Origin of the sequence: Rhizobium sp. S163 (genome assembly GCF_030380805.1) — a bacterium.
In the GTDB taxonomy this organism is placed as follows: Bacteria; Pseudomonadota; Alphaproteobacteria; order Rhizobiales; family Rhizobiaceae; genus Rhizobium.
This window is the reverse complement of record NZ_JAUDSA010000018.1, coordinates 1,013,811-1,035,751: the sequence shown is the minus strand read 5'-3', so window position 1 is coordinate 1,035,751 and position 21,941 is coordinate 1,013,811. Positions and strand designations below refer to the sequence as shown.

The window sequence follows — 21,941 nt, the reverse complement described above, 5'->3', positions numbered from 1 at the left end:
TCCCCCAAACTTGGTTGACGGAAAAGCTAAAATTTTCAGCTTTTTTGAGCGGATAACTTCGTTCTAAGTTATCCACGCTTCCAAACCCGATATTTATGGCTGATCGGTACATTTCTCCCAACAAGTGGAGAAATTAAGTCCCGTGACCAAAAGAACAAAAACAAACAAAATCGCTTTTATCGCACTTCTTTCGGCATTTTCTTCTTTTTCTTACAATAACGCATCGGCTTCTGTTCTGTATAATACAGAAGCATACGGCGCATCTTACTCCAGCTATATTTCGGCAAGCATCGCCGAGCAGGCGGCAAGCGCTGTCAGCGTCGGTGGCATGGCACGCCTCGTCACGCTCGCCGGACGCGGTCTTGCACAGGCTTTCGGCTCGATCGATCTCGCGACCCTAAAGACGCCGGCGCCGGTTGCGGTCGCCGCATTCAGCCCCGAGACCACCGCATCCGTGAAGCCGGCAACCCGCCCCTCGATCGCCGCGCGCCCTGATGATGGCGGCGTGTTCGGATCGGTAGCGATCCCCTTCAAGCGCCTGGCAGCCCTGAAGCGGCTGGCGCCTTCGCTGGACGAAATGACCAGCGGCACCGCCATTTCCTGCGGCGCGGGCAAGTGCACGGAGGCCGTCAGCGCGGTCAAGGCATCGTTCGCCAAGACCACGCAGGCATCGCTGCGCGACAAGATGAACACGATCAACACCACGATCAACCACACGATCCGCTATGCCCGCGACATCGACACCTACAAGGTCGCCGATTACTGGGCGACGCCTTCCGAGACGCTGAAGCGCCAGCAGGGCGATTGCGAGGATTTCGCGATCCTGAAGATGGCGGCACTCAATGCCGAAGGCGTCGACCTGAAGGACATGGCGATCGTCGTTCTCTTCGACCAGAAGCGCCATTTCTACCACGCTGTTCTCTCTGTCTCGGCCGGCGGCAACCACTATATTCTCGACAACATGCGCGACGAGGTTCTCGCCGACAGCCGCCTGCCCGACTACATGCCGCTCTATTCGATCGCCGGCGGCAAGGGCTATCTGCACGGCTCGCGCGTTGGCGGCAGCCAGATGGCATCTGCCATGCCGATCGAAAAGGTCGCGCCTGGCGAAGGTGTTGCCTTCTGATTGGAAGGCAATGGCGAGGGCCGGGGCTGGCCTCCTCTCGCATCCCGCTTCGATACCGAGGCGAAATGGAGCCGCCGGCGCTGCATTGCCGGCGGCTTTTTCATGTCGGTCCCCGGGTTCAGCCGAAGTATTTGTCGAGTTCGCCGAGGATCGAGGTCCAGCCCTGGATATGGCCGTCACGGGCGCCTTCGCTGCGGAATTTCACCTGCTTCAGCGTCAGCTCGGTGGTTTCAGGGCCGATCTCCTTGAGATCGATAGTGACGACGCTGTCATCCAGCGAATGCGGGGATTCCCAGGTGAAGGACAGGCGCGAATAGGGATCGACTTCGAGATAGGTACCGGAATGCGGGATCTCGCGCTCCGGTGTCACCATCACGATCATGAAGCGGCCGCCCTTGACCGGATCGGTGGTGACATTTCGGGCGTCGAAATTGCCTGAAGGCGTCTTCATGAATTTCGCCAGTGCTGTTGGCGAGAGCCAGGCGTTGAAAATCTTCTCGCGCGAGGCGGCGATCTTTCGGCTTACCGTCAGTTCTAGTTCGGACATGACTTCACTCCTTTGAAACGAGTAACTCTTCCAGCGCCGTCAGGCGCAGCTCCCATATCGACTTCAGTTGCGCGAACCAGTCTTCCGTCAGTTTCAGCGGTTCAAGCTCCGCGGCAATGAAATGCTCGCGGCCCAAAGTACGCCGGGTGACCAGCCCCGCCTCCTCCAGAACCTTGATGTGCTTGGAGACGGAATTCAGGGACATGTCGAAATGACCAGCGAGCCCCGTCACCCTGAGAGGCCCCTCTTGCACGAGGAGCGTCAGGATCTGACGCCGCGTGGTATCCCCCGCAGCCTTCAATATCCGTGACAGTGCGTCTTCATCCATTTCATTCACCCATGTGGTTGAATATGTCCGTATCCAAGCGATAGTCAACCACATGGGTGAATATCTTTACAGAGGTGAAAGCCGCCCTCCCCGGAAACTTTTGCGGTGTTTGAGAAATGGCCGGATTTTGTGTATGTTGTGCATGTTACGGAAAATGGAGGCCAGCATGCCACGTGTCCCTGCTTCGGAGTTTCAGAAGAATTTTGGCGAGTGGCACGACAAGGTCCAACAGGCACCGGTCGAGATCACCAAATACGGCAGGCCGACCGCCTATCTCGTCTCGGCGGAGATGTTTCATCAGCTTTGGGATCGTTTCAGGGTTTCGCTTCCCGTGGGCGCCCTGTCGGAAAGCGAAGTGGATCAGATCATGCAGGCGCGCGTGGAGACCGACACGCCTTACAATCTGGATGACCTGCCCGATATCGAGGAGGAAGACGTGTCAGCCAAGCTGAAGCGATGACGCGATGAAGATCCCCGCCCTGCCGCCCATCGGTCATGTCGTCGCCTACGAATATCTGTGGGCCAGCAAGGCCAGGACGCGGCAAGACGGCGAGAAGGTTTATCCGACCGCGCTCATCCTATCGACGCGCGACGAGCTTGGGTCGACATTCGTCTATGCGCTCGGCATTTCCCATATGCGCCCACCGGAGGGTCGCAGGGCACTCGAGGTGCCCGCGAAATTGCGCCACCACATCGGGCTCGATGCCAGACCGCAATGGATCTACACCGACGAGGTCAATGCCTTCGTCTGGCCCGGTCCGGACCTGCGCCCGGCGCAATGGATATCCCAGCGCCGGATCGTGGAGGACACCTGCGTGCTCGGCGCGCTGCCGGAGGACTGGTTCAATCTGGTCAAGAACCATTTCCATGAGAGCTACAGGCTCGATCGCATGAGGCTGACGAAACGAAGCTTGTAGCCAAGGCTTGCAGAATGATTGCGAACTTTTGCGCGGCGACGCCGTTTGGTTTCCAGGATTTGCAGACTGAGGAGAAACGGCATGAGCGAAGTTACCGGCGGATGCCTCTGCGGCCGCGTTCGTTTGACTGTATCCGGTGCGCCCTATCGGGTCGGCATCTGTCATTGCTTGGATTGCCGCAAACATCACGGGGCGCTGTTTCATGCGTCTGCGATCTTTCCCGAGGATGCGGTGCGGGTCGAGGGGGAGACGGGGGAGTATAATGGGCGGTTCTTCTGCCCGCGCTGCGGGTCGCCGGTGTTTGGGCGGAGCGGCGATGAGGTCGAGGTCAATCTCGGGTCGCTTGATAGTAAGGACCAGTTCCAGCCGGCGTATGAGCTGTGGACCATCCGCCGCGAGGGGTGGCTTCCGGCGTTTCCGTTGAAGCATCGATACGAGCGCGACCGGGATGCGGCGGGGCGTTTCGAGGATTGAGGTGGTTCGGCCGAGTCGGGATCAGTAGCGGGAGATGTAGCCGATCAGCATCGACTTTTCGTGCGTCGGCGCCAAAGCTAGGTTGATCTGGCCCTTCATGGTCTGGGTGCCGACGGTGATGGTGAAGCCTGTCGCCAGCGTCTTGCCCTTGTTGCGCGACAGCGTGGCGATGGCTTCTTCGATCTGGGTGTCGATCGAGAAACGCAGGCTCTTGGTCAGCTGCGCGAGATCGCCGAGCGGCAGGCGCTGGCGCAGCATCGACAGGAAGGCGTCGTTGAAGAGCTGCACTTTCTTTTCATGCGTCAAAAGGATCGCCGGCGATGGCGAGGCCTGGATGATGGCGTTGACATTGGCAAGCGAGGAAATGTCCTCGACCGTATCCAGCCGGCGCAGCGCCCATTTCAAGCTCAGGACGCGCAGAAGCGAGGCGAGATTGCCGGATTCCGGCATCTGCGAGGCGGTGTAGTGCACGAGATCGGCGGTCGACATCTTGCCGGAGGCCGACATGCGGCTGAGGCCGTCCCAATAGATGCGCTCCAGCCGGATGCCGCGACGCTCGCCGCCACGACCCGCGACAGCCCGGAAACGCGGCTCGATCTCTTCGGCATCGATCGCGGGCAGTTGCTCGTCTGATGGTTCGAGATCGGTTGCGTCTTGAATTCCGGGCTTGACGATCAGCATGGTCAGCGCTCCGTCAGCGCTTCGGTGCGCGCCTTGTTGATCGGCTTCATGAGATAGCTGAGCACGGTCTTGCTGCCGGTCATGATCTCGACCGAGGCAACCATGCCCGGGATGATCGGATAGGTCTTGCCGTCGCGCGCGAGCTCCGACTTGTCGGTCTTGACCTGCACGAGATAGTAGGTCTCGCCCTTTTCCTTCTCCACCAGACTGTCGGCCGAGATGTTTTCGACGATACCTTCGAGGCCGCCGAAGATCGAGAAGTCGTAAGCCGTGATCTTGACGATGGCCGGCTGGCCACGGCGGATGAAGGCGACGTCGCGCGGCGAGATCTTGGCTTCGACGAGCAGCGTGTCGGCCGTCGGAACGATGCCGGCGATGACGCGGCCGGGATCGACATAGGCGCCGATGGTGTTGACCTCGAGCGTGTTGACGATGCCATCAACAGGCGAGCGGATATCGGTGCGCTTGACGCGATCGGATGCGCCGCGCACGGTTTCGTCGACGACCGAGAGCTCGGCCAGCGCCTGCGCCTTGTCCGTCAGCGCCTGCTGGCGCAGTTCGAGCGCGAGATCGCCGAGCTGCAGCTTGGCTTCCTGCACGGCGGCCTGAAGGCGATCGATGCTTTCCTGATAGACCTTGAGCTGGCCCTGCTGATCGGTGAGGTCGCGCTCGGTCTTCAAAACTTCGGTCTCAGCGACCAGCTTCTTCTTGGCGAGCGGGCTGATCAGGTCGTACTGGCGCTGCGCGCCGTCGATGTTCTGCGTCAGGCGGTCGATATTGGCGTGCGCCTCGCTAAGCTCGTTTTCGCGCTGGCGGACGCGCTCTTTCAGCACGCCGAGCTTGTTGGTGTAGCTGGCGCGATCGGCGGCGAAAAGCTGGGCTTCGTTGGCGCAGACTTCCTTGGCGACGGCCAGAATATCCTCAGGGCAATTATAGGGCTCGTCGTACTTGCCCTCTTCCTCGAGCTTCAGGCGCGCCACCTTGGCGCCGAGCGCGCGGGCCTTGGCAACCGATTCACCGAGCGTAGAGGTGGTGGTGGTGTTGTCGAGCTGGACCAGGAGCTGACCCTTGCGCACGACCTGGCCGAGAACGACCGCAATCTGCTGGACGACGCCGGGTTCGGACGACTGGATGATCTGCGTCTTCGAGACGGGAATGACCTTGCCTTCGCCGCGGGCGATCTCGTTGATCTTGGCGATCGCCGCCCAGGCGACGAAGCTGGCGATGACGAGCGCCACGAGGCCGAGAATGGCGCGGGCGAGAAAGGGCGGGTTGTCGTGCTTGTTCTTCATGACAGCTTAACCCCCGGCACGATGGGCGTCACGTTCGCAGCGGCCGCCGGGCCGACAGGCGCTCCAGAGGCGACTGACGCGACCGGGATCGGATGGGACGGAGCCGCGGTTGCCACCTGCGCGACCGGCATGGCGGCGGAGCCTGCGGGGGCCGGCGCGACTGAGGTGACCGGGGCGACGGACATGGCGACCGGCGTGACCGGAGCCTGTCTTGCAACCGGCACGGCCTGCGGGGCCACGGCCTGCGGGGCCACGGCCGCCGCGGGTGCACCGGGCTTGCGCTGCATGGCTTCGATGACGGCCTGCTTCGGGCCATCGGCGATGATGCGGCCCTTGTCGATGACGATCAGGCGATCGACGAGATCCAGCATGCTGTAGCGATGGGTGGCGATGATCAGTGTGGTCTTGCGGTCGAAGGCCTTGGAGAGACGGGCGATCAGGTTGCGCTCGGTCGCGAGGTCCATGGCGCCCGAGGGCTCGTCGAGGAACACGACCTTGGGGCGGGTGAGCAGGAGACGGGCGATGGTGAGCGCCTGCTTCTGGCCGCTCGACAGATTGCTGCCACGCTCGCCAACCGGCATGTCAAAGCCGCGCGGATGGGTGCCGACGAACTCGTCGACGCCGGTCATGCGGGCGACTTCAAGCAGTTCCTCATCGGTGGCGTCGGCGCGGCCGAGCAGCAGGTTTTCCTTCACCGTTCCCGAGAACAGATCGGAGGACTGGCCTGCGACGGCGACGTTGGCGCGCACTTCGGCCATGTGATACTGGCGGATATCCACACCATCGATCAGCACGCGGCCACCGGACGGGGCAAACAGGCCATCCAGCAGGCGTCCCAGCGTGGTCTTGCCGGAGCCGATGCGGCCGATGATGCCGATGCGCTCGCCGGGATTGACGTTGAAGGACAGCTTGTTGATGACGGGGTAATCCGAGCCCGGATACTGGAACGAGACATCCTGGAAAGAGAAGGCGCCGCGGGTGATCTCGCGGTTGACGAAACCGACCGTCGAGGGGCGGTCATCGGGCTGTTCCATGATCTTGTCGAGGATGCGCAGCGACATGGTGGCCTGGCGGAAGCGCGCCAGCGTCATGGCGATCTGGCCGAGCGGCGCGCCGGCGCGGCTGGCGAGCATGACGGTGGCAACGATCGCGCCCATGGCGATGCGGCCTTCGGAGAACTCATAGGTGCCGGCGATGACGATCAGAACGCTCACCATCTGCTGCACGAACATGGTCATGTTGATGGCGTTGGTGGAGACGTGCTTGATCTCTTCGCTGGTGCGGCTGGAATATTTCGTCAGTTCCTGCCAGCGGCGCAGCATGGTGGCTTCGGCGCGCAGGCTCTTCAGCGTCTCGATCGTCGAGATGGTTTCGACCAGCAGCGACTGGCGGCGCGAGGCCTCGTTGGCGGCGGTCGCCATGCGCTTGCCGATGGCGGCCTGGGCGTAGAGACCGATCACGACCGAGAGCACGAAGGCGACGGCGGGGATGACGACCAGCCAGCCGGAAATGAGATAGATGACTGCGAGGAAGATGAAGACGAAGAGGCTGTCGATGATGACGCCGATCGTGTTCGAGGTGAAGAATTCGCGCACGAACTCATATTGCGTGACGCGGTTGGCGTACTCTCCCGTCGACATCGGGCGCGAGGCCAGCGTCGAGTTCAGCACCTTGTCGAACAGCATCTGCGACAGGCGCAGGTCGGCCTTGCGGCCGGCATAATCGATCAGCGAGGAGCGCGCTGTTTTCAGCAAGAAATCAAAGAGATAGGCAAGCGTGATGCCGGCGGCCAAAACCCATAGCGTCGGGATCGCCTTGTTGGGCAGAACGCGGTCATAGACGTTCATCGTAAACAACGGCGAGCCGAGCGCGATCAGATTGATGAAGAGTGCGGCCACCATGACGCGGACATAGGTGCGCCAGTAAGGCGCCAGCGTCGTTGCCAGCCAGTGGCGCTTTTCGATCTCGACGGCATTGCCGACGAGCGCCTCTTCCGAGGCGTTCTGATAGTAGAGCGTGAAGGCGAAGGCCGTCTCTGGCTTCAGCGCAATCAGGTCCTCGCGCGACAGACGCGAGGAAACGCCGGCGACGGGAACGATGTCGGTGATATAGGAGCCGTCCTCGGCCATCTCCAAGAGCGGGAGCACGCCGCCATCGGCGAAGGCGACGATGGCAGGACAATCGAAATTGCCCAGCCGGCAATCGCGCTCCGGATGCTTGATGACCTGAAGGCCGATGCGCTCGGCCATCTGCTCGACATCATCGCCCTCAAGCGATTCGGTGATCTCATCCGGAAGGCCGGAAAAGAGCACGGTATCGGAGCTTGGTCGACCATAGAACGCTGCCACGGACTTGAACGCGGCCTTGAATGTTTGAAGCGGCATGCTGCCGTTCGTCTCAGATGCAACGTTCCGCATGTTCTATGGTCACCTGACTACTACTGCTGCCGGATCGGCGCCAGCAGGTCCATAGGCATGCCAGCCTTCTGATGAGAGTCGACTTCGGCATATCCGGGATTCTGAGCGGCCGCTGGAACAGCGAACTCTTCTCGTGCGTAGGGCTTTGCCTGATCCAGCGGTTTCAGCTTCATGGTCTGAAGCAGATTGCCGGATGCGGCGAGGATCTTGTATTCCGCAAACAGCGAGGCAACGCGGGCCGTATCAGCCAGCACCTTGGTGTTGAAGCGGGTGTTCTGCGCATCGAGCACGTCGAGCAGCGAGCGCTGGCCGACCTTGAACTGCTCGCGGTAGGAACCGACCAGCTGGTTGTTGATCGACGACTGCTTGGCAAGAATGCCCGACAGTTCGCCGCGGCTGACGCGTTCGTTCCAGGCGGAGCTGACCGATTCCTTCACCTCGCGCTGGACCTGAGCGAGCGCATAACGCTCTTCGCCGGCGCGGCGGATCTGCTCCTGCTCGCGGGCGACATCGATGCCGCCGCGATAAAGGTTCCAGCGGGCGACGACGCGCACCTGGTAATCGTTGGTGTTGCCTTCATCGCCGTCGATGTCGTTACCAACGCGGGCAGTACCTTCGAGATTGACCTTCGGCAGGTAATTGGCGCGCGCGCCGCGTACACCGGCGTCGGCCGCGTCAACATCGGCGTTGGCCGAGAAGATGCGCGGGCTGTTCTTGTTGGCGACGAACAGTGCATCGTCGAGCGTCTTCGGGATATACTTGGCGACCGATGGCGGCGTCTGGGCATTGACGATCGGCTGGCCGACGGCCTTCATGAAGCGGATCTTCGTTGCTTCCAGCTCTTCGAGCGCTTCGCGCATGCGGGCCTTGGCCGCCTGCAGACGTTCGCTGCCCTGAAGACGGTCAGCATCGGTGAGCGCGCCGCCGCGGATGCTTTCATTGATATCGCCGACCATCGCCGTGTGGAAGGAGACGTTTTCCTTCGCGGCGGCAACGATCTGATTTTGCAGCATATATTCCAGGTAATCCTGGGTTACTTCGAGCGCCAGTGCTTCGGAGCGCTCAAGGACCCGGAAGGAGGCGCCATCGACGCGCGATGCCTGCTGATCGACCTGCGACTTGCGCGCGCCGCCATCAAACAGCGTCTGCGTGACCGTGACGCCGACATCGCCTGGAGACAGGTAATCATGGTCGGAGCTCAGCGTGCCCGTCGAGGAATTCGACAACCGGCGACGGCCGATGCCGCTCTCCAGATCAACCGACGGTAAGTATAGCCCGCGCGCCTGACGAAGCTCAAACTCGATTGCTTCTTTGTCTTTCGCAGCCTGAAGTATCTGCGGATTGGTTTTCATCGTCGTTTCGATGGCTTGTTGCAAAGACATCGCGTTGGCGTCGACAAAAAACGAGAAATTCAGAGCAACAGTGGCAGACAATGCTGCAATAATGCTTTTGGTTTTAAACAAGACGGATGCCCCTCAACATCTAAATTCACCGAGTGAACCCGTATACCGAACGCTTTCATTCGGCAAACAAGTAACACCTATTTTTCCACATTCCAATTGCGGCACAGGTCTTTCCTGCGGAGACGGTTAATTCCCAAGTATCAATAGCTAAAGCTAGAATTTTACAGGGTTTTTTAACGCCAACTTTTCCCGTCCGTGATTATCTGCCGTTACTTCCACAGGGACCCGCCCCGCGATGAAATTCCGTCAGCGTTACCAATCCGCAACAAACCTTTCCGCACTGCGCATAGCATCGATCGTTTCGATCTGCTTCGCGGCCTTCTCGGTCGGTTTTTTACTTATCTTAAACCTTCTGATGCCGGAGCGACCATTTTTGGTTGGATTCGTCGGAGCCACCGCTATTTCGCTGTTTGTTGCATTTCCGCTGCTGATGATGCTGCAGATCAAGAATAACGAGCTCAGAAAACTGCAGGAAGCCGTTAACTATTCTCAGCGGCACGACAGCGTTACCAAGACGCTCAACGGAACAGCCTTCGCGGCCGCCGTCGAACACTACATCGACCGCCGCAAGCGAATCTCTACTGACGCGGGCGGCGTGATGATCGCGGTCGTGATCGACACGCTTGACGCCATCAGCCGTCGCTACGGGCCGCAATGGGCCGATACCGTGATGCAGTCGCTTGCCGCGATCACCCAGTCCTCGGTGCGCTCGGGCGACCTCGTTGCGCGGCTTGCGACCAACGAGCTCGGCGTGTTCCTGCCGGGCGCGACGATCGAGAACGCCCAGGATGTCGGCATGCGCATCCGCCGCCGCTGCGAACAGGCGGCATTCACCGCCGGCGACGCACCGCTGTCGCTCGACATCCGCCTCGGCGGCGCGGTCTTCGACGGCCCGACCGACTTCAACCACATCCGCCAGCTGGCCGACGAAATGGCCATGGACCGTGGCGGCGAAGCGGACGACGCCGTGCCGATCTCGAGACTGCCGGCGGCCTGAGGGCTGAGGCGGACACGGGAGCAATCGCGACGTGATCTTTGAGGCGCCATCGGGCGCCTCTTTTCGTTTGGGCGATTGGTGCATGGGTCGCGGTTTCGGCCAGGCGGTGGGATTGCGGCCGGACGCAGGTGGCAATACCGGCGAACGCTAGCTTGAGGCTGGAGGCTGGAGGCTGGAGGCTGGAGGCTGGAGGCTGGAGGCTGGAGGCTGGAGGCGCATCGCAAGCGCTGCGGCTTACCGCAACGGCGAAAACCTGCCGCACCAACAAGATCCGCCGCGCCTCACCAGCCACTGGTATCGTAACGCTTCTCGCCATCCGAAGCGAAACAGTCCACGTGGTTTCATTCGCCATCCGTCGACCGCGCAATCAGGCTGGCCGCAACGACCGCCTCCCCGACCATGCTCCGTATCTCGATCGCACGGCGATCGGGGAGCCAGACTCCCCTCACCTCGCGCATGCCCCTCAAAACGCGAAAAAGGCGCTCTCGCGCCTTTTTCCTTGTCATGTCAGGCGAATCCCTCCGCCTGTCCGTCACCGCTTAGCCGACATGCGGCGCGGTGGTGGTGTCATGCTTGTCGTCGAACAGGATCTTGACCGCTTCCGTGGTGTTCTGGAGAACCGCCACGTCGTGCCAGCCGCCATTGGCGTTGACGCTGACCACCGTGTCGGCACCCTGGACCGTCGTCTTGACGCTCGAGAGCGCCTCGGCTTCGGTCGCCTGGTGGCCGAGCAGGCTGTCGAGGAGCTTCGACACGTCGAGCGTGTCGCCCTCGCCGGCCTTGTAGTCGGTGATCACGTCGGCGATCTTCACATCCGAAAGCGCGTCGGCATCGAGCACGAAGGTATCGGCCCCTGCGCCACCCGTCAGCGTATACATGCCGCCGGCGCCCGAGAGCGTGTCGTTGCCATCGCTGCCGATCAGCGAGTAGGCATGGTTGTCGTCCGCACTGCCGAGCGTGGTATCGAAGGCAACCTCGACGAAGTGGCCGGTGGAGCCATCCGTCAGCGTGTAGCTGCCATCGGCCAGGATCGCCTGACCGTTGATGGCGCTATCCGACGCATGCGCATCGAGCGACAGGCTGGCGATCTGATGGTCCGCCAAGCTCGAAAGCTCGCCGGCATCGCTGATGCCATTGTGGTTCAGATCCTGCCAGACGGTGAGCTTCGAGAAGGCCTCATCATTGGCATCGATCTTGCCATCATGGTTGCTGTCGAGCGTCGCAAGCGCAGCCAGACCATCGACATAATTGCCACCGGCAAAGTGCGGCGAGAAGATCTCGCTGCCGTTGTCGATCTTGCCGTTGCCATCCACATCGTAAGCCAGGATGCCATCGGTGCCCGCCGTCCAGGCGATCTTGTCCTGGTGACCATCGGCATTGATGTCGAAGGAGACGCCATGCTCGAGGGTGGTGAGCGCGATGCCGTTGTGGTCGAGGTCGAGGATGATGGGGTCGATGGCGGACGACAGCAGGGCATAGTTACTTGCCGCGGTCAGCGCGGTTGCCGCCGAAATCGAACTCATGTTGTCGAAGATAGCGACCAGCTTCACATTCCCTGACGAACCGCTGTCGGCATCGGAGCTATAGTAAAGCGCGACTTTATTGCTACCAGTGCTGTTGTCGTATGCCAGGACGAACACGCCGCCGTTGAAGGTTCCCTTCTGACCAGCAAGCAGGCTTGCAATCTCGCCGGTGGTGTTTGCGGAGTTTGCACTTACGTTGAAAACCACGACGTCCGCGTTTGCGATGCTTTGTGCACTGCTACCTGTTCCGGTCGTTGAGACGGTCACAACATTCGTCAGGGTCCCCGAGGACTGGTTAGCCAGCGAGAAGTTGGTGAACTTCAGAACGTCACTGCCGTTGCCAAAATCCTTGACGACGTCATATCCCGTCGCGTTCTTGTCGAAGACAAACGTATCGTTACCGCTGCCACCAGTCAGCGTGTCATTGCCGTCTCCTCCTATCAGAGTATCGTCACCACCGCCTCCCAGGAGCGCGTCGTTGCCGGCACCGCCCTTGAGCGTATCTGCGCCGCTACCACCGGTGATCGTGTCATTACCGGTGCTGCCGGTGACGGTGAACCCTTCGGTTTGCTTGGAAAGATCAAGCGAACCGGACGAGGTCATCGACACGTTCTGAATGTTGACGATCTGATTATCGCTCGAGCTGTTAAACCCACCCGCGACCATCAACGTATTCGTCCCGGTGCCGCCATCAAGCAATGTATCGTTGCTCGCGCCGTAGATCGTATCGTCACCGGCACCGCCCTTCAGCGTGTCAGCGCCCGAGCCACCGATGATGGTGTCGGCATTGGCAGAACCCGTCAGGGCAACGCTCGAAGAGTTTCCGCTGTTGGTCAGCGTCCAGCCGCTGGAGCCCGCAGCCGCGGCAACATTGATGTCGGACCCGTTTGCCGTGATCGTCGCGGTACCGCCGTTGACCGTTGCGTTCGTCGCCGTCCAGTCGGACGTCGCCGTGACGTTGGCCGTTGCCCCGGACGATACCTTGAGGATGTCGCCACCCGAGAGATCGGTCACGGTATCCGTGCCGCTGTCAACGACGAAGGTATCGTTTCCAGCGCCGCCGGTCAGCGTGTCATTGCCGCCACCGCCAGTCAGCACGTCGTTGCCGGCGCCACCGATCAGGACGTTTGCGCCTGCATCACCCGTCAACGTATCGTTGCCGGAGCCACCGGTGACGTTCTCGATACCCGAGATCGTCGTGAAGCCGGTTGCCGCCCCCTTGGAGAGGTCAACGGTCACGCCTTCCGATGTTCCAGCGTAAGAAAGGAGATCGGTGCCGCCCTGGAGGTTGGCGTTGATCGTCTCGACGTTGGTGACGGTGCTGCCGTTGAACAGGGTGAGGACCCCGCCAGTGATGAGGGCGTTCAGCGTATCGGAACTGTTTGTTCCGGTGATCGACAGCGTATCGTTGCCGGTTCCGCCATCGATGATATCCGCGCCGTCTCCGATCGTGTAGTTGAACGTGTCATCACCAGCGCCGCCGAGCAGAATGTCGTTGCCGGTGCCACCACTGATGGTGTCGTTGCCGTCGCCGCCATCGATAAAGTCGTTGCCAGCGCCGCCAGACAGGACGTCATTGCCGCCCATGCCGTAGATCGCATCATCGCCAGACCCGCCATCAACCGTATTGGCCAAGCCGTTGCCAATCACCACGTCATGGCCGCTGCCTGCCTGAACCTGGCCGGTGACGTTGCCTTCAATCAGGATCAGGTCGCCAGATCCGTTATCATAGTTCGCATAATTCAGTGAGCTGTTATCCGTAATATGGTAGGTCCCAGCCCAGTACTCGAGGGCGCTGAATGCGACGTAGGTAGACTGAACCGTGCCGAGGCTGTCGGTAACCGTCACGCGGTATACATAGAGACCCGCATCGTTGCTGAAGGCCCAATCGGGATTGCCTGTAACTTTAAGCGTATTGCTGTTCAGCGAAAGCCAGTTGTCAGAGCTTGTCGTGTACACCGCTGATACCGTGTAGGAGGCATTTCCCGTTACGTCGAATAGCGTCTTCAGGTCGAAGTTGATCCTGTTTGGATTATCATACTCCCATGTGAAGGCGTAGCGGCCCGTCGCATCCGTGCTTTCGTCGACGGTTGCGGGTACCGCGTCCGAGGTACCTTTGATTTCGACCTTGATTTCCTGCGATGCCGAACCATCCGCGGACAATACCTTCAGCTTCTCGTAGACAGTATCGCCGGTGTTGAGTGCCTGGACAATCGCCGAGCTGTTGTTGAGCTTGTAGGTCCACTCACCCGTGCTCGCGTTGAAGCTGAAGTCGCCGTAGGTACCCTTCAGCGCGGTCGGCGCCTGGAAATGCGCCTCGCCGGTGTCGACATCGGTAACCTTCAGGGTACCGGCCGCCGACTGGATCGCGCCATCTTCCGTGACCGTTCCAGTTGCCGTGCCCGTGATTGCCGCGGGATCATTGGTACCGTTGATGGTAACCTTGATCTCCTGCTCGGCAGTCCCGTCGAGGGACTTCACCTTCAGCGTGTCGTAAACCGTCTCGCCAGCCTTCAGGGCCTGTACGTTTTCAGCGGTGTTGTTGAGCGCGTAGGTCCAGACGCCGGTGTCAGCGTTAAAGGCGAACGTGCCGTAGGTGCCGCTCAGCGAGGTCGGCGCCTGAAAGTGTGCTTCGCCGGTATCGACATCCTTGACCGTCAGAGTAGCGCCCGCCGTCTGGCTGACGCCATCCTCAGTGACCTCTCCGGTTGCCGTGCCGCTGATCGACGCACCGTCGTTCTTGCCGGCAATTGTGACGTCAATGACCTGCTCAGCGGTGCCGTCGAACGACTTCACCGTCAGCACGTCGTGAACCGTCTTCCCATCCGTGAGCGCCTGAACATTCGCGGCGGCGTTGTTGAGCGTATAGCCCCATGCGCCTGTCGCCGAATCGAAGGTGAAAGTGCCATAGGTGCCGATCAGAGATGACGGCGTCTGGAAGTGCGCTTCTCCGGTATCGACATCCTTGACCGTCAGTGTGCCGCCCGCCGTCTGGCTGACGCCATCCTCCGTGACCGATCCGGTCGCAGTGCCGCTGATCGATGCAACGTCGTTCTTGCCGGTGACGGTGACGTTGATGATCTGCTCAGCGGTGCCGTCGAACGAAGTCACCGTCAGCGTGTCATGAACCGTCTGCCCATCCGTGAGCGACTGCACGGCGTTGGAGCTGTTCTTGAGCTCATAGGTCCAGGCACCGGTGGTGGTGTTGAAGCTGAAGGTGCCATAGGTGCCGTCCAGCGATGCTGGGGTCTGGAAGTGCGCTTCGCCAGTGTCGACATCCTTGACCGTCAGTGTGCCGCCCGTCGTCTGGGTGCCGCCATCCTCCGTGACCGATCCGGTCGCCGTGCCGCTGATCGACGCAACGTCGTTCTTGCCGGTGACGGTGACGTCGATGATCTGCTGGGCGGTGCCGTCGAACGACGTCACCATCAGCTTGTCATGAACCTTCTGCCCATCCGTGAGCGACTGCACGGCATCGGAGCTGTTCTTAAGCTCATAGGTCCAGGCACCGGACGTGGTGTTGAAGGTGAAGGTGCCGTAGGTGCCGATCAGCGAGGTCGGCGTCTGGAAGTGCGCTTCGCCGTGATCGACGTCGACGATCGTCAGGACGCCCGATGCCGTCAGCTGCTGGCTGCCGCCGTCTTCGGCAACCGATCCGGTCGCGCTGCCGCTGATCGTGGCAACGTCGTTCGTGCCGACGATGGTGATCGTGATCGTCTGAGAGGAGGACGCAGTGCCGGTCTGGTCGAGGACGGCTACCTGGTAGGTCTGGACGATGGTCTCGCCCGCGGCCAGGAAGTCCACATCCTTGTCCGCGACGCTGAAGTTGAAATTCAGCTGGCGGCCGCTCCCGTCCGCGTTTGCGGCGGTGGCGAGCGGAGCCCAGTCCACGCTGCCGATGAACGTCGAACCCGGCGCGTTTGTCGTGAGATTGGTGATTTTCAGCGTGTGCGTGTCATGGAGATCGACGTCGCTGTAGGTGATCGTCTGGCTTGCCTTCAGCAGGGTCGATGAACCCGTCTGGCCGGTCGCCTCTGTGACAGAACCAGCGGCCTGCGCCGATGTGATGTAGGGCGTATCGTTGGTGCCCTCGATGGTGAAGCTGACCTCTTTCGAGGTGCCGTCGAAGGATTTGACGATGAAGGTCTCGACCCTCGTCTCCCTGTCGCTCAGATATTCGACCAGGCTGGCATCGACCGAGTAGGTGTAGGCGCCTGCCGCGTTGATGGTCAGCGTTCCGAGATTGGTGCCCTTGCTGGCGACCACCTCCTGGAAGGACGACTGGTCATGGTCGACATCGGTGACCGACATCGTGCCCGTGGCGACCAGATGGCCGTTGTCGACGTGATAGCCCTCGATCAGCTTGGTCTCTGTCGGCGCGCCGATGACGGCTGCGTCGTTGGTGCCGGCGATCGACACTTCGATCACCTTCGATGCGGTTCCGTCCGCAGATACGACCGTGATCCGGTCCGTCAGCTGGTCCGTGGCGTTCATGCGCTGGATCACGGTGCTTTCATTGTCCAGCGTGTAGGTCCAAGCGCCAGTCGCGGCATCCAGGGTGAAGGTGCCGTAGCTGCCCTTCAGCGATGCCGGCGTCTGGAAGTGCGCGTCGCCGGTATCACGGTCGCTGACCGTGACGGTGCCGCCCGTCGTCAGGGTGGTGTCTTCCTTGACACTGCTCTGGAAGGTGCCGGAGATGCTGGCGGTGTCGTTGACGCCCTTGATGGTCACATCGAACGTCTGGGTGTCGGTTGCGCCTGACTTGTCCGTGACGGTCAGCGTGAAGCTTTCGGTCGCAGTGGTCTTCAGACCCTCGATGGCTGCATCGTTCGGTACGAAGATGTAGGCGCCGGTCGACTTGTTGAGGAAGAGCGTTCCGTAGTCGCCAGTCTTGGCGATGTCGTATCCGTACCTCCGTGTCGAATCGGAGCCGCCATCCACACCGTAGGTTGCTGTTTCACTGGCGTCACGATCGGTGGATGTCAGCCTGCCCGTGACCGAGCTGAAGCTGTCATCATTCTTCGTGTCCACGTACGTGACACTCGTGGCGCTGCCTGATGTCACGGACAGTTCCGGCTTGTCGTTGACGCCGTGGATCTCGACGGTGAAGGTTTCGGTGTCCGAGACCCTGGAACCATCGGTGACCTTGATATCGAAGGTTTCCTTGGTGTCGGTCTTCGCGGCCTCGATCGCGCGGTCGTCCGGCTGGTAAATATAGGCGCCGGTGCTGCTGTTCAGATAGAGCGTGCCGAACTTGCCGACCGACTTCACCGTATAGTCCACACCATTGACGGTGTAACGCGCGTTGGGAACACCATCGATGCCGTATGTGGCGCTATCGCCGATGTCACGGTCCGTCGAAACCAGCTTGCCCGTCACCGCCTTGAAGCTGTCGTCGCTCGGCGTATCCGTGAAGGAAATCGTAACCGGGGTAAGCTCGGGCGTATCGTTGCTGCCGTCGATTTTGACGACGAAGGTCGTGCTGTCGGTGCCGCCCGAGGCGTCACGCACGGTCAGCGTGAAGCTCTCCTGCCTGTCGGTCTTCCCGCCCTCGATGGCGGCGTCGTTCGGAACATAGACATAGGCGCCGGTGACGCTGTTGACGAAAAGCGTGCCGTAGCTGCCGGTCTTGGCGAGGTTGAAGCCTTCACGGGCGTTGGACGCCGTGCCGCCGTTGACGCCGTAGGTGGCGGTGTCGCCGGCATCGCGGTCGGTCGAGGTCAGCGTACCGCCGGCATTCACGAAGGTGTCGTCGCCCCTGGTGTCGTGATAGGTGACGCTGTTGAGCGTCGCGGAAATTTCCGGCAGGTCATTGGTGCCCTCGACGCTGACCGTCAGGACTTCCTTGGCGGATGCGCCGGACTGGTCGGTGACCGTCAGATCGAACGTTTCCACCGCGCTGGTCTTCAGCGCCTCGATGGCTCCATCCTTCGGAACGTAGAGATAGTCGCCCGTGTGGCTGTTCAGATAGAGGGTGCCGTAGGTCCCGACCTTGGCAACGTCGTAATCACGGGAGATGATCGCCGAGCCACCGGTAACACCATAGGTGTGGCGGTCATATGCATCGCGGTCGGCGGAGTAAAGAGTACCTGCCCGCGCGAAGAATACGTCGTCGTATTTGCTGTCGGTATAGGTAATGTTCTTCAGCGTTGCGTAAAGCTCAGGCGTGTCGTTGGTGGCACTGATGTCCACGGTAAAGTTCGCCGTATCGGAAGCACCGGAGCCGTCCGTCACCTTGATGGTGAAGCTCTCGGAAGCATCCGTCTTGCGGCCCTCGATCGCCCGGTCATCGGGGACGTAGACATAGGCACCGGTGCCGCTGTTGATGTAGAGCGTGCCGTACTTGCCTTCCCTGGCGGTGTCGTAGCGGACGCCGTCCAGGATGACGCGGACGCGCTCGCCGTGGTCGACGCTGTAGGTCGTGCTGTCACCGGTGTCGCGATCGGTCGAAACCAGCGAACCCTTGACGAGCGCAAAGCGATCGTCCGCGGCGGTATCGGTGAATGACAAGGAAACAGGCGACAGCTCCGGCGTGTCGTTGCTGCCGAGGACATTGACCGTCAGTGTCTTGCTGTCGGTAGAGTTGGAGCCATCCGTAACCGTCAGGTCGAAGGTTTCGGCAGCCTTGGTCTTCAGCCCCTCGATGGCGCTGTCGTTCGGGACGAAGCTGTAGGCGCCGGTGGCGCTGTTGACATAGAGCGTGCCGTAGGTGCCTACCTTGGCGACGTCAAAGGCGTCATTGAGGTAGTGGCCGGTGGTCACGCCGGCGCCGCTGATGCCATAGGTGGCTGTGTCGCCCTTGTCTGCGTCCACCGTCGTCAGCTGGCCGGTGATCGGCGCGAAGGTGTCATTCGCGGCCGTGTCGGTATAGGTCAAGCTCGTGGTCGAGGCCGAGAGATGCGGCGCGTCGTTTACGCCTGTTACGGCAACGACGATCGTCTGTGTTGCCGTGCCGTCGGCGGACACCACCGTCAGCGTTTCGTTGACGACCTGGCCCTGGCGCAATTCCTGCGACTTGGCGTCGTCGAGCGTGTAGGTCCAAGCGCCCGAAGCCGTGTTGAAGGTGAAGGTGCCGTAGGTACCGGACAGTGAAGACGGCGTCTGGAAATGCGCTTCGCCGTGATCGACATCCTTGACGGTGAGGACATCGCCAACCGTCTTGATCGCACCATCCTCGGTCAACGCACCCGATGCGATGCCCGAAATCGAGGCCGTGTCGTTCTCGCCGGTGACGGTGACCTGGTAGACGCCTGTCTTGGCGTCGCCGTCTGCGTCAGTGACGGTGAAGGGTATGGTGATGGTGGCGATTTCGCCGGCGTTCAGCTGCTGGAGGAAGCCGGAGTTGATGACGATATGGCCATCCTTGTAGAAATAGTCGCCTTCCGACAGGGTCAGCGCGATACCGGCGGCGGATGCCACCGTGGCCGAACCCAGTGTCACCGCGCCCTTGCCGTCGGCGCCGAAGGAGAACTGCTTGCCTTCCGTGAGGTCGAAGGAGAACGAATTCGAATCCTCGCTCAGCGCGGCCGTGAAGAGCGGCGCCGCGGCGCCATGCGTCAGGCTGATATTGGCGAGATAGGTGCCGGTGAAATCAGCCGTGCCGACTTCCTTGAAGACCAGCTGGTTGCTGCCGGTGGCGGATGCCAGGAGATCGGTGATCGTGACGGTCTTCATGGCCGAGAGCTGATCGAATGTGCCGACCAGCTTGTTGTTCCAATAGACTTCCAACTTGGCGGAGCCCGTATCTGGCGAACCGACTTCAAAGGTCAGCGTCAGCTTTTCGTTCGCCGCCAGCCCATTGATGGCCTGCGAGATGGTGGTGTTTCCGGGCGAAGAGCCCATATCCACCATCGGCGCGCCGTTGGAAGTCCACATCCCCATGTAGCCGTCACCGACGCGCTCGAGCTGGTTGATCGCTCCGGTGCCCTCGACCTTCCAGCCGATGCCGTCGTTGGCCGAACCAGCATATTTGCTGTCACCCCAGCCTTCCTTGTGCCAGCCTTCATCGGAGAAGTTGCCGTTGGCAAGGAGGTTGGCGGACTGGGCGGTGCCGACGATCGTCGGCTTGTCGTCGGCGATGTTGACGCGGATGATGCTTGTGACGGAATCGCCGTCGCCATCCTTGAAGGACACGGTCGCATCGACGCGGATGCTGTCGATCGGCGCCTTGTCGGCCTGGGCGATATGATCGATGGGTTGCGACAGTTCGGCCGTCACCGTCGTGCCGTTCGCCGAAAGCGTGATCACAGGGTGACCGATATCACCAACATAGCCGATGATCTGCGTGCCATCAGCCGACATGGTGAAGATGACCGGCTGGCCATGCGAGGTCAGCACAGAGGTGTAGGTGGCGCCATGGCCGGAAAGCGTGAAATCGACGTTGCCGGGAATTCCGGGTCCGAGATCTAGATGAACCTTGCCCGTGAAGCTGGTCTCGCCGGCGCCATCGGCGCCGTAGTCGACCGTGAAGCTCTTGGACCCGGTGTCCGGCGTCGAGCCGGTGATGTCGGCTTCTGTCAGATTGATGTAGCGATCAGCATTCGATGTCGTGGGGACGTCGTCCTTGACCGTCACTGTAAAGTTGACGGGCAGCGTGTCGCCGTCGGCGTCCTTGGCGGTGACCTGGAAATTGAGGCCGATCTGCTCGTCCTGGCTGGGTGCGACGGCCAGAAGCTGAATGCCGCCTTCGGAGCCCTCACCGCCTTCAGACCCCGTCGTCTGCGGGTGGTCGATGCTCTGCAGCAGTTCGAAGGTGTAGGCGCCGTTGGCGGCAGCCGGGTTGAGGGTGACGATGAAGACGGGAACAGTCTTGAGGCCCGAGAGCTCGCCTTCGTGGACCGGGACGACGATGTAACCCGTCAACGTGTGGCCGTCGGCGGAAATCTCGTAATGAATCTGCTCGCCGTGCGAGGTCAGGCCCGTCGGCGCGTTCTGCGCGTCGAAGGTCACGTCACGGTTGGTGCCCTTGTCGGCACCCCAGTCGATGCCGAGGGAAACCGTGGTCGCGGGATGGCTCTCGCCGCCGGTGATGCCGCTTTCGTTGACCGCGCGATCAGGGCTCTTCGCCGTGGGATCGATGCTCGGCGCATCATCGCGCACGTCGACCGAGCCGATGCCGGTGACGCTGTCGCCGTTCTTGTCGGTGACGGTGTAGCTGAACTGCAGGCGCAGCACGTCGTCGGCGCCGGCTTCGCCCTTGTCGGGATGATCGAGCGGGCCGAGCTGGGTGAAGGTGTAGGCGCCGGTCAGGGTGTTCGTGACCGTGAGCGTGAAGACGGGCTGGCCGTCGACCGAACCGGTGATGGTGAGGCCGTTGACGGTGACGACGACAGGCTTGCCGTCGGACGTCAGGTCGACATGGGTGCCAAGCTGTGTGCCCTCCTGCATGTTGAGGGAGTCAGACAGGCCGATCGAGGTAATGACGCCGAAATCCTTGCCGGGCACGAAGCCGAACTGGCCGTTGACCACCTGCGACTGGAAGCCGCCTTCGCCATCGGTGGTTTCCGTAAGCGTGAGAAGGCTGCTTGGGGCGATGAGCGGAACGCCGTTCTTTTCGTCCTGAGCGGAGCCAGGTGTCGCGTCAGCCTGCTGCGTATCGGCCAGCAGCGAAGCGAGCTGCGTCGGGTCGCCGGCGTTGCCCTGGATCGAGTCCTGGAAATTGGCGCCGGAGCTAGAGGGCGAGGAGCTGGCGGAATAGGAGCCGTCGGGGCCGGCGGCGACGTTGATGTTGCTCTGTTCGAGCGCGGCGATCACGGCCTGCTGGGGAAGCTCGACTTCGCCGAGCAGGAAGGTCGGAACGTGGAGCGCGCCGTTGACGATGACGATCTCGGTGCCATCGGCCTGGACGAGGACGAGGTCGTTGCCGCGGACGTGGATATCGTCGATCGCGGTGCCTGCCGGCAGGTGCGCGATGTTGTTCTGATCCGGGACAACCTGGCCAGTGGGTGCGGCGGCTGCGGCGTCCTGGGCTGCCGGCAAGCGGCCGGTCGTTTCAGTCGACTGGGCACCCTGCTGGTCGCTCGGCTGAGTGGTTCCGGCCTGTGCGACCTCGACGCCATCACGGGCGGAAGTCTGCAGGCGGGCGTCCTGATGAATATCGGAGATCAAGTCATGCGATGCGTTTTCATTTTCAACGGCAGAGATGCGAGAATCTTCGATAGACATACAAAATACCCC

General features: G+C 61.3%; 12 protein-coding genes. 5 read left to right on the top strand and 7 right to left on the bottom strand.

Annotated features, from left to right (window positions below):
- Positions 1 to 328: 328 nt before the first annotated feature.
- Entirely contained in the window at positions 329 to 1,126 is a 798-nt protein-coding gene (locus QTL96_RS20740) for a transglutaminase-like cysteine peptidase (RefSeq protein WP_289728999.1), read from the top strand.
- Positions 1,127 to 1,244: 118 nt separating this feature from the next.
- Here QTL96_RS20740 and QTL96_RS20735 read toward each other — a convergent pair whose 3' ends face one another.
- On the bottom strand, positions 1,245 to 1,673 hold the full coding sequence (locus QTL96_RS20735; RefSeq protein WP_289728998.1) for an SRPBCC domain-containing protein: 429 nt from the start codon (positions 1,671 to 1,673) through the stop codon (positions 1,245 to 1,247).
- A gap of 4 nt (positions 1,674 to 1,677) precedes the next feature.
- A complete protein-coding gene (locus tag QTL96_RS20730; protein WP_289728997.1) occupies positions 1,678 to 2,001 on the bottom strand; it encodes a metalloregulator ArsR/SmtB family transcription factor in 324 nt (107 codons plus the stop codon).
- A gap of 166 nt (positions 2,002 to 2,167) precedes the next feature.
- Here QTL96_RS20730 and QTL96_RS20725 point away from each other — a divergent pair, with 166 nt between their 5' ends.
- From QTL96_RS20725 to QTL96_RS20715, 3 genes are all read left to right on the top strand, one after another.
- The gene (locus QTL96_RS20725) at positions 2,168 to 2,461 is read left to right on the top strand and encodes a type II toxin-antitoxin system Phd/YefM family antitoxin (protein ID WP_289728996.1); all 294 of its coding nucleotides are present in this window, start codon (positions 2,168 to 2,170) and stop codon (positions 2,459 to 2,461) included.
- Positions 2,462 to 2,465: 4 nt separating this feature from the next.
- A complete protein-coding gene (locus QTL96_RS20720; RefSeq protein WP_289728995.1) occupies positions 2,466 to 2,918 on the top strand; it encodes a hypothetical protein in 453 nt (150 codons plus the stop codon).
- An 81-nt stretch (positions 2,919 to 2,999) separates the two neighbouring features.
- Positions 3,000 to 3,392 carry a GFA family protein gene (locus tag QTL96_RS20715; RefSeq protein WP_289728994.1) on the top strand — a complete coding sequence of 131 codons (393 nt, stop codon included), beginning with the start codon at positions 3,000 to 3,002 and terminating at the stop codon, positions 3,390 to 3,392.
- Between the two features lie 21 nt (positions 3,393 to 3,413).
- Here the strand turns inward: QTL96_RS20715 and QTL96_RS20710 are convergent, their stop codons facing one another.
- Genes QTL96_RS20710 through QTL96_RS20695 form a run of 4 tightly spaced genes read right to left on the bottom strand, consistent with a single transcriptional unit; the run spans position 3,414 to position 9,164 of the window.
- Positions 3,414 to 4,073 carry a ribbon-helix-helix domain-containing protein gene (locus QTL96_RS20710; protein ID WP_111564419.1) on the bottom strand — a complete coding sequence of 220 codons (660 nt, stop codon included), beginning with the start codon at positions 4,071 to 4,073 and terminating at the stop codon, positions 3,414 to 3,416.
- Between the two features lie 2 nt (positions 4,074 to 4,075).
- Entirely contained in the window at positions 4,076 to 5,365 is a 1,290-nt protein-coding gene (locus QTL96_RS20705) for an HlyD family type I secretion periplasmic adaptor subunit (RefSeq protein ID WP_113235692.1), read from the bottom strand.
- Positions 5,362 to 7,782, bottom strand: coding sequence for a type I secretion system permease/ATPase (locus QTL96_RS20700; RefSeq protein WP_289728993.1), 2,421 nt, complete (start codon positions 7,780 to 7,782; stop codon positions 5,362 to 5,364). Before QTL96_RS20700 ends, QTL96_RS20705 begins: the two co-directional genes overlap by 4 nt.
- A gap of 20 nt (positions 7,783 to 7,802) precedes the next feature.
- Complete coding sequence (locus QTL96_RS20695; RefSeq protein ID WP_209189539.1) at positions 7,803 to 9,164, bottom strand: TolC family outer membrane protein; 1,362 nt, start codon at positions 9,162 to 9,164, stop codon at positions 7,803 to 7,805.
- Positions 9,165 to 9,618: 454 nt separating this feature from the next.
- Between QTL96_RS20695 and QTL96_RS20690 the strand changes: the two genes are divergently transcribed.
- Entirely contained in the window at positions 9,619 to 10,242 is a 624-nt protein-coding gene (locus QTL96_RS20690; protein WP_289728992.1) for a GGDEF domain-containing protein, read from the top strand.
- Positions 10,243 to 10,781: 539 nt separating this feature from the next.
- Here QTL96_RS20690 and QTL96_RS20685 read toward each other — a convergent pair.
- A complete protein-coding gene (locus QTL96_RS20685) occupies positions 10,782 to 21,929 on the bottom strand; it encodes a VCBS domain-containing protein (protein ID WP_289728991.1) in 11,148 nt (3,715 codons plus the stop codon).
- Positions 21,930 to 21,941: the final 12 nt, after the last annotated feature.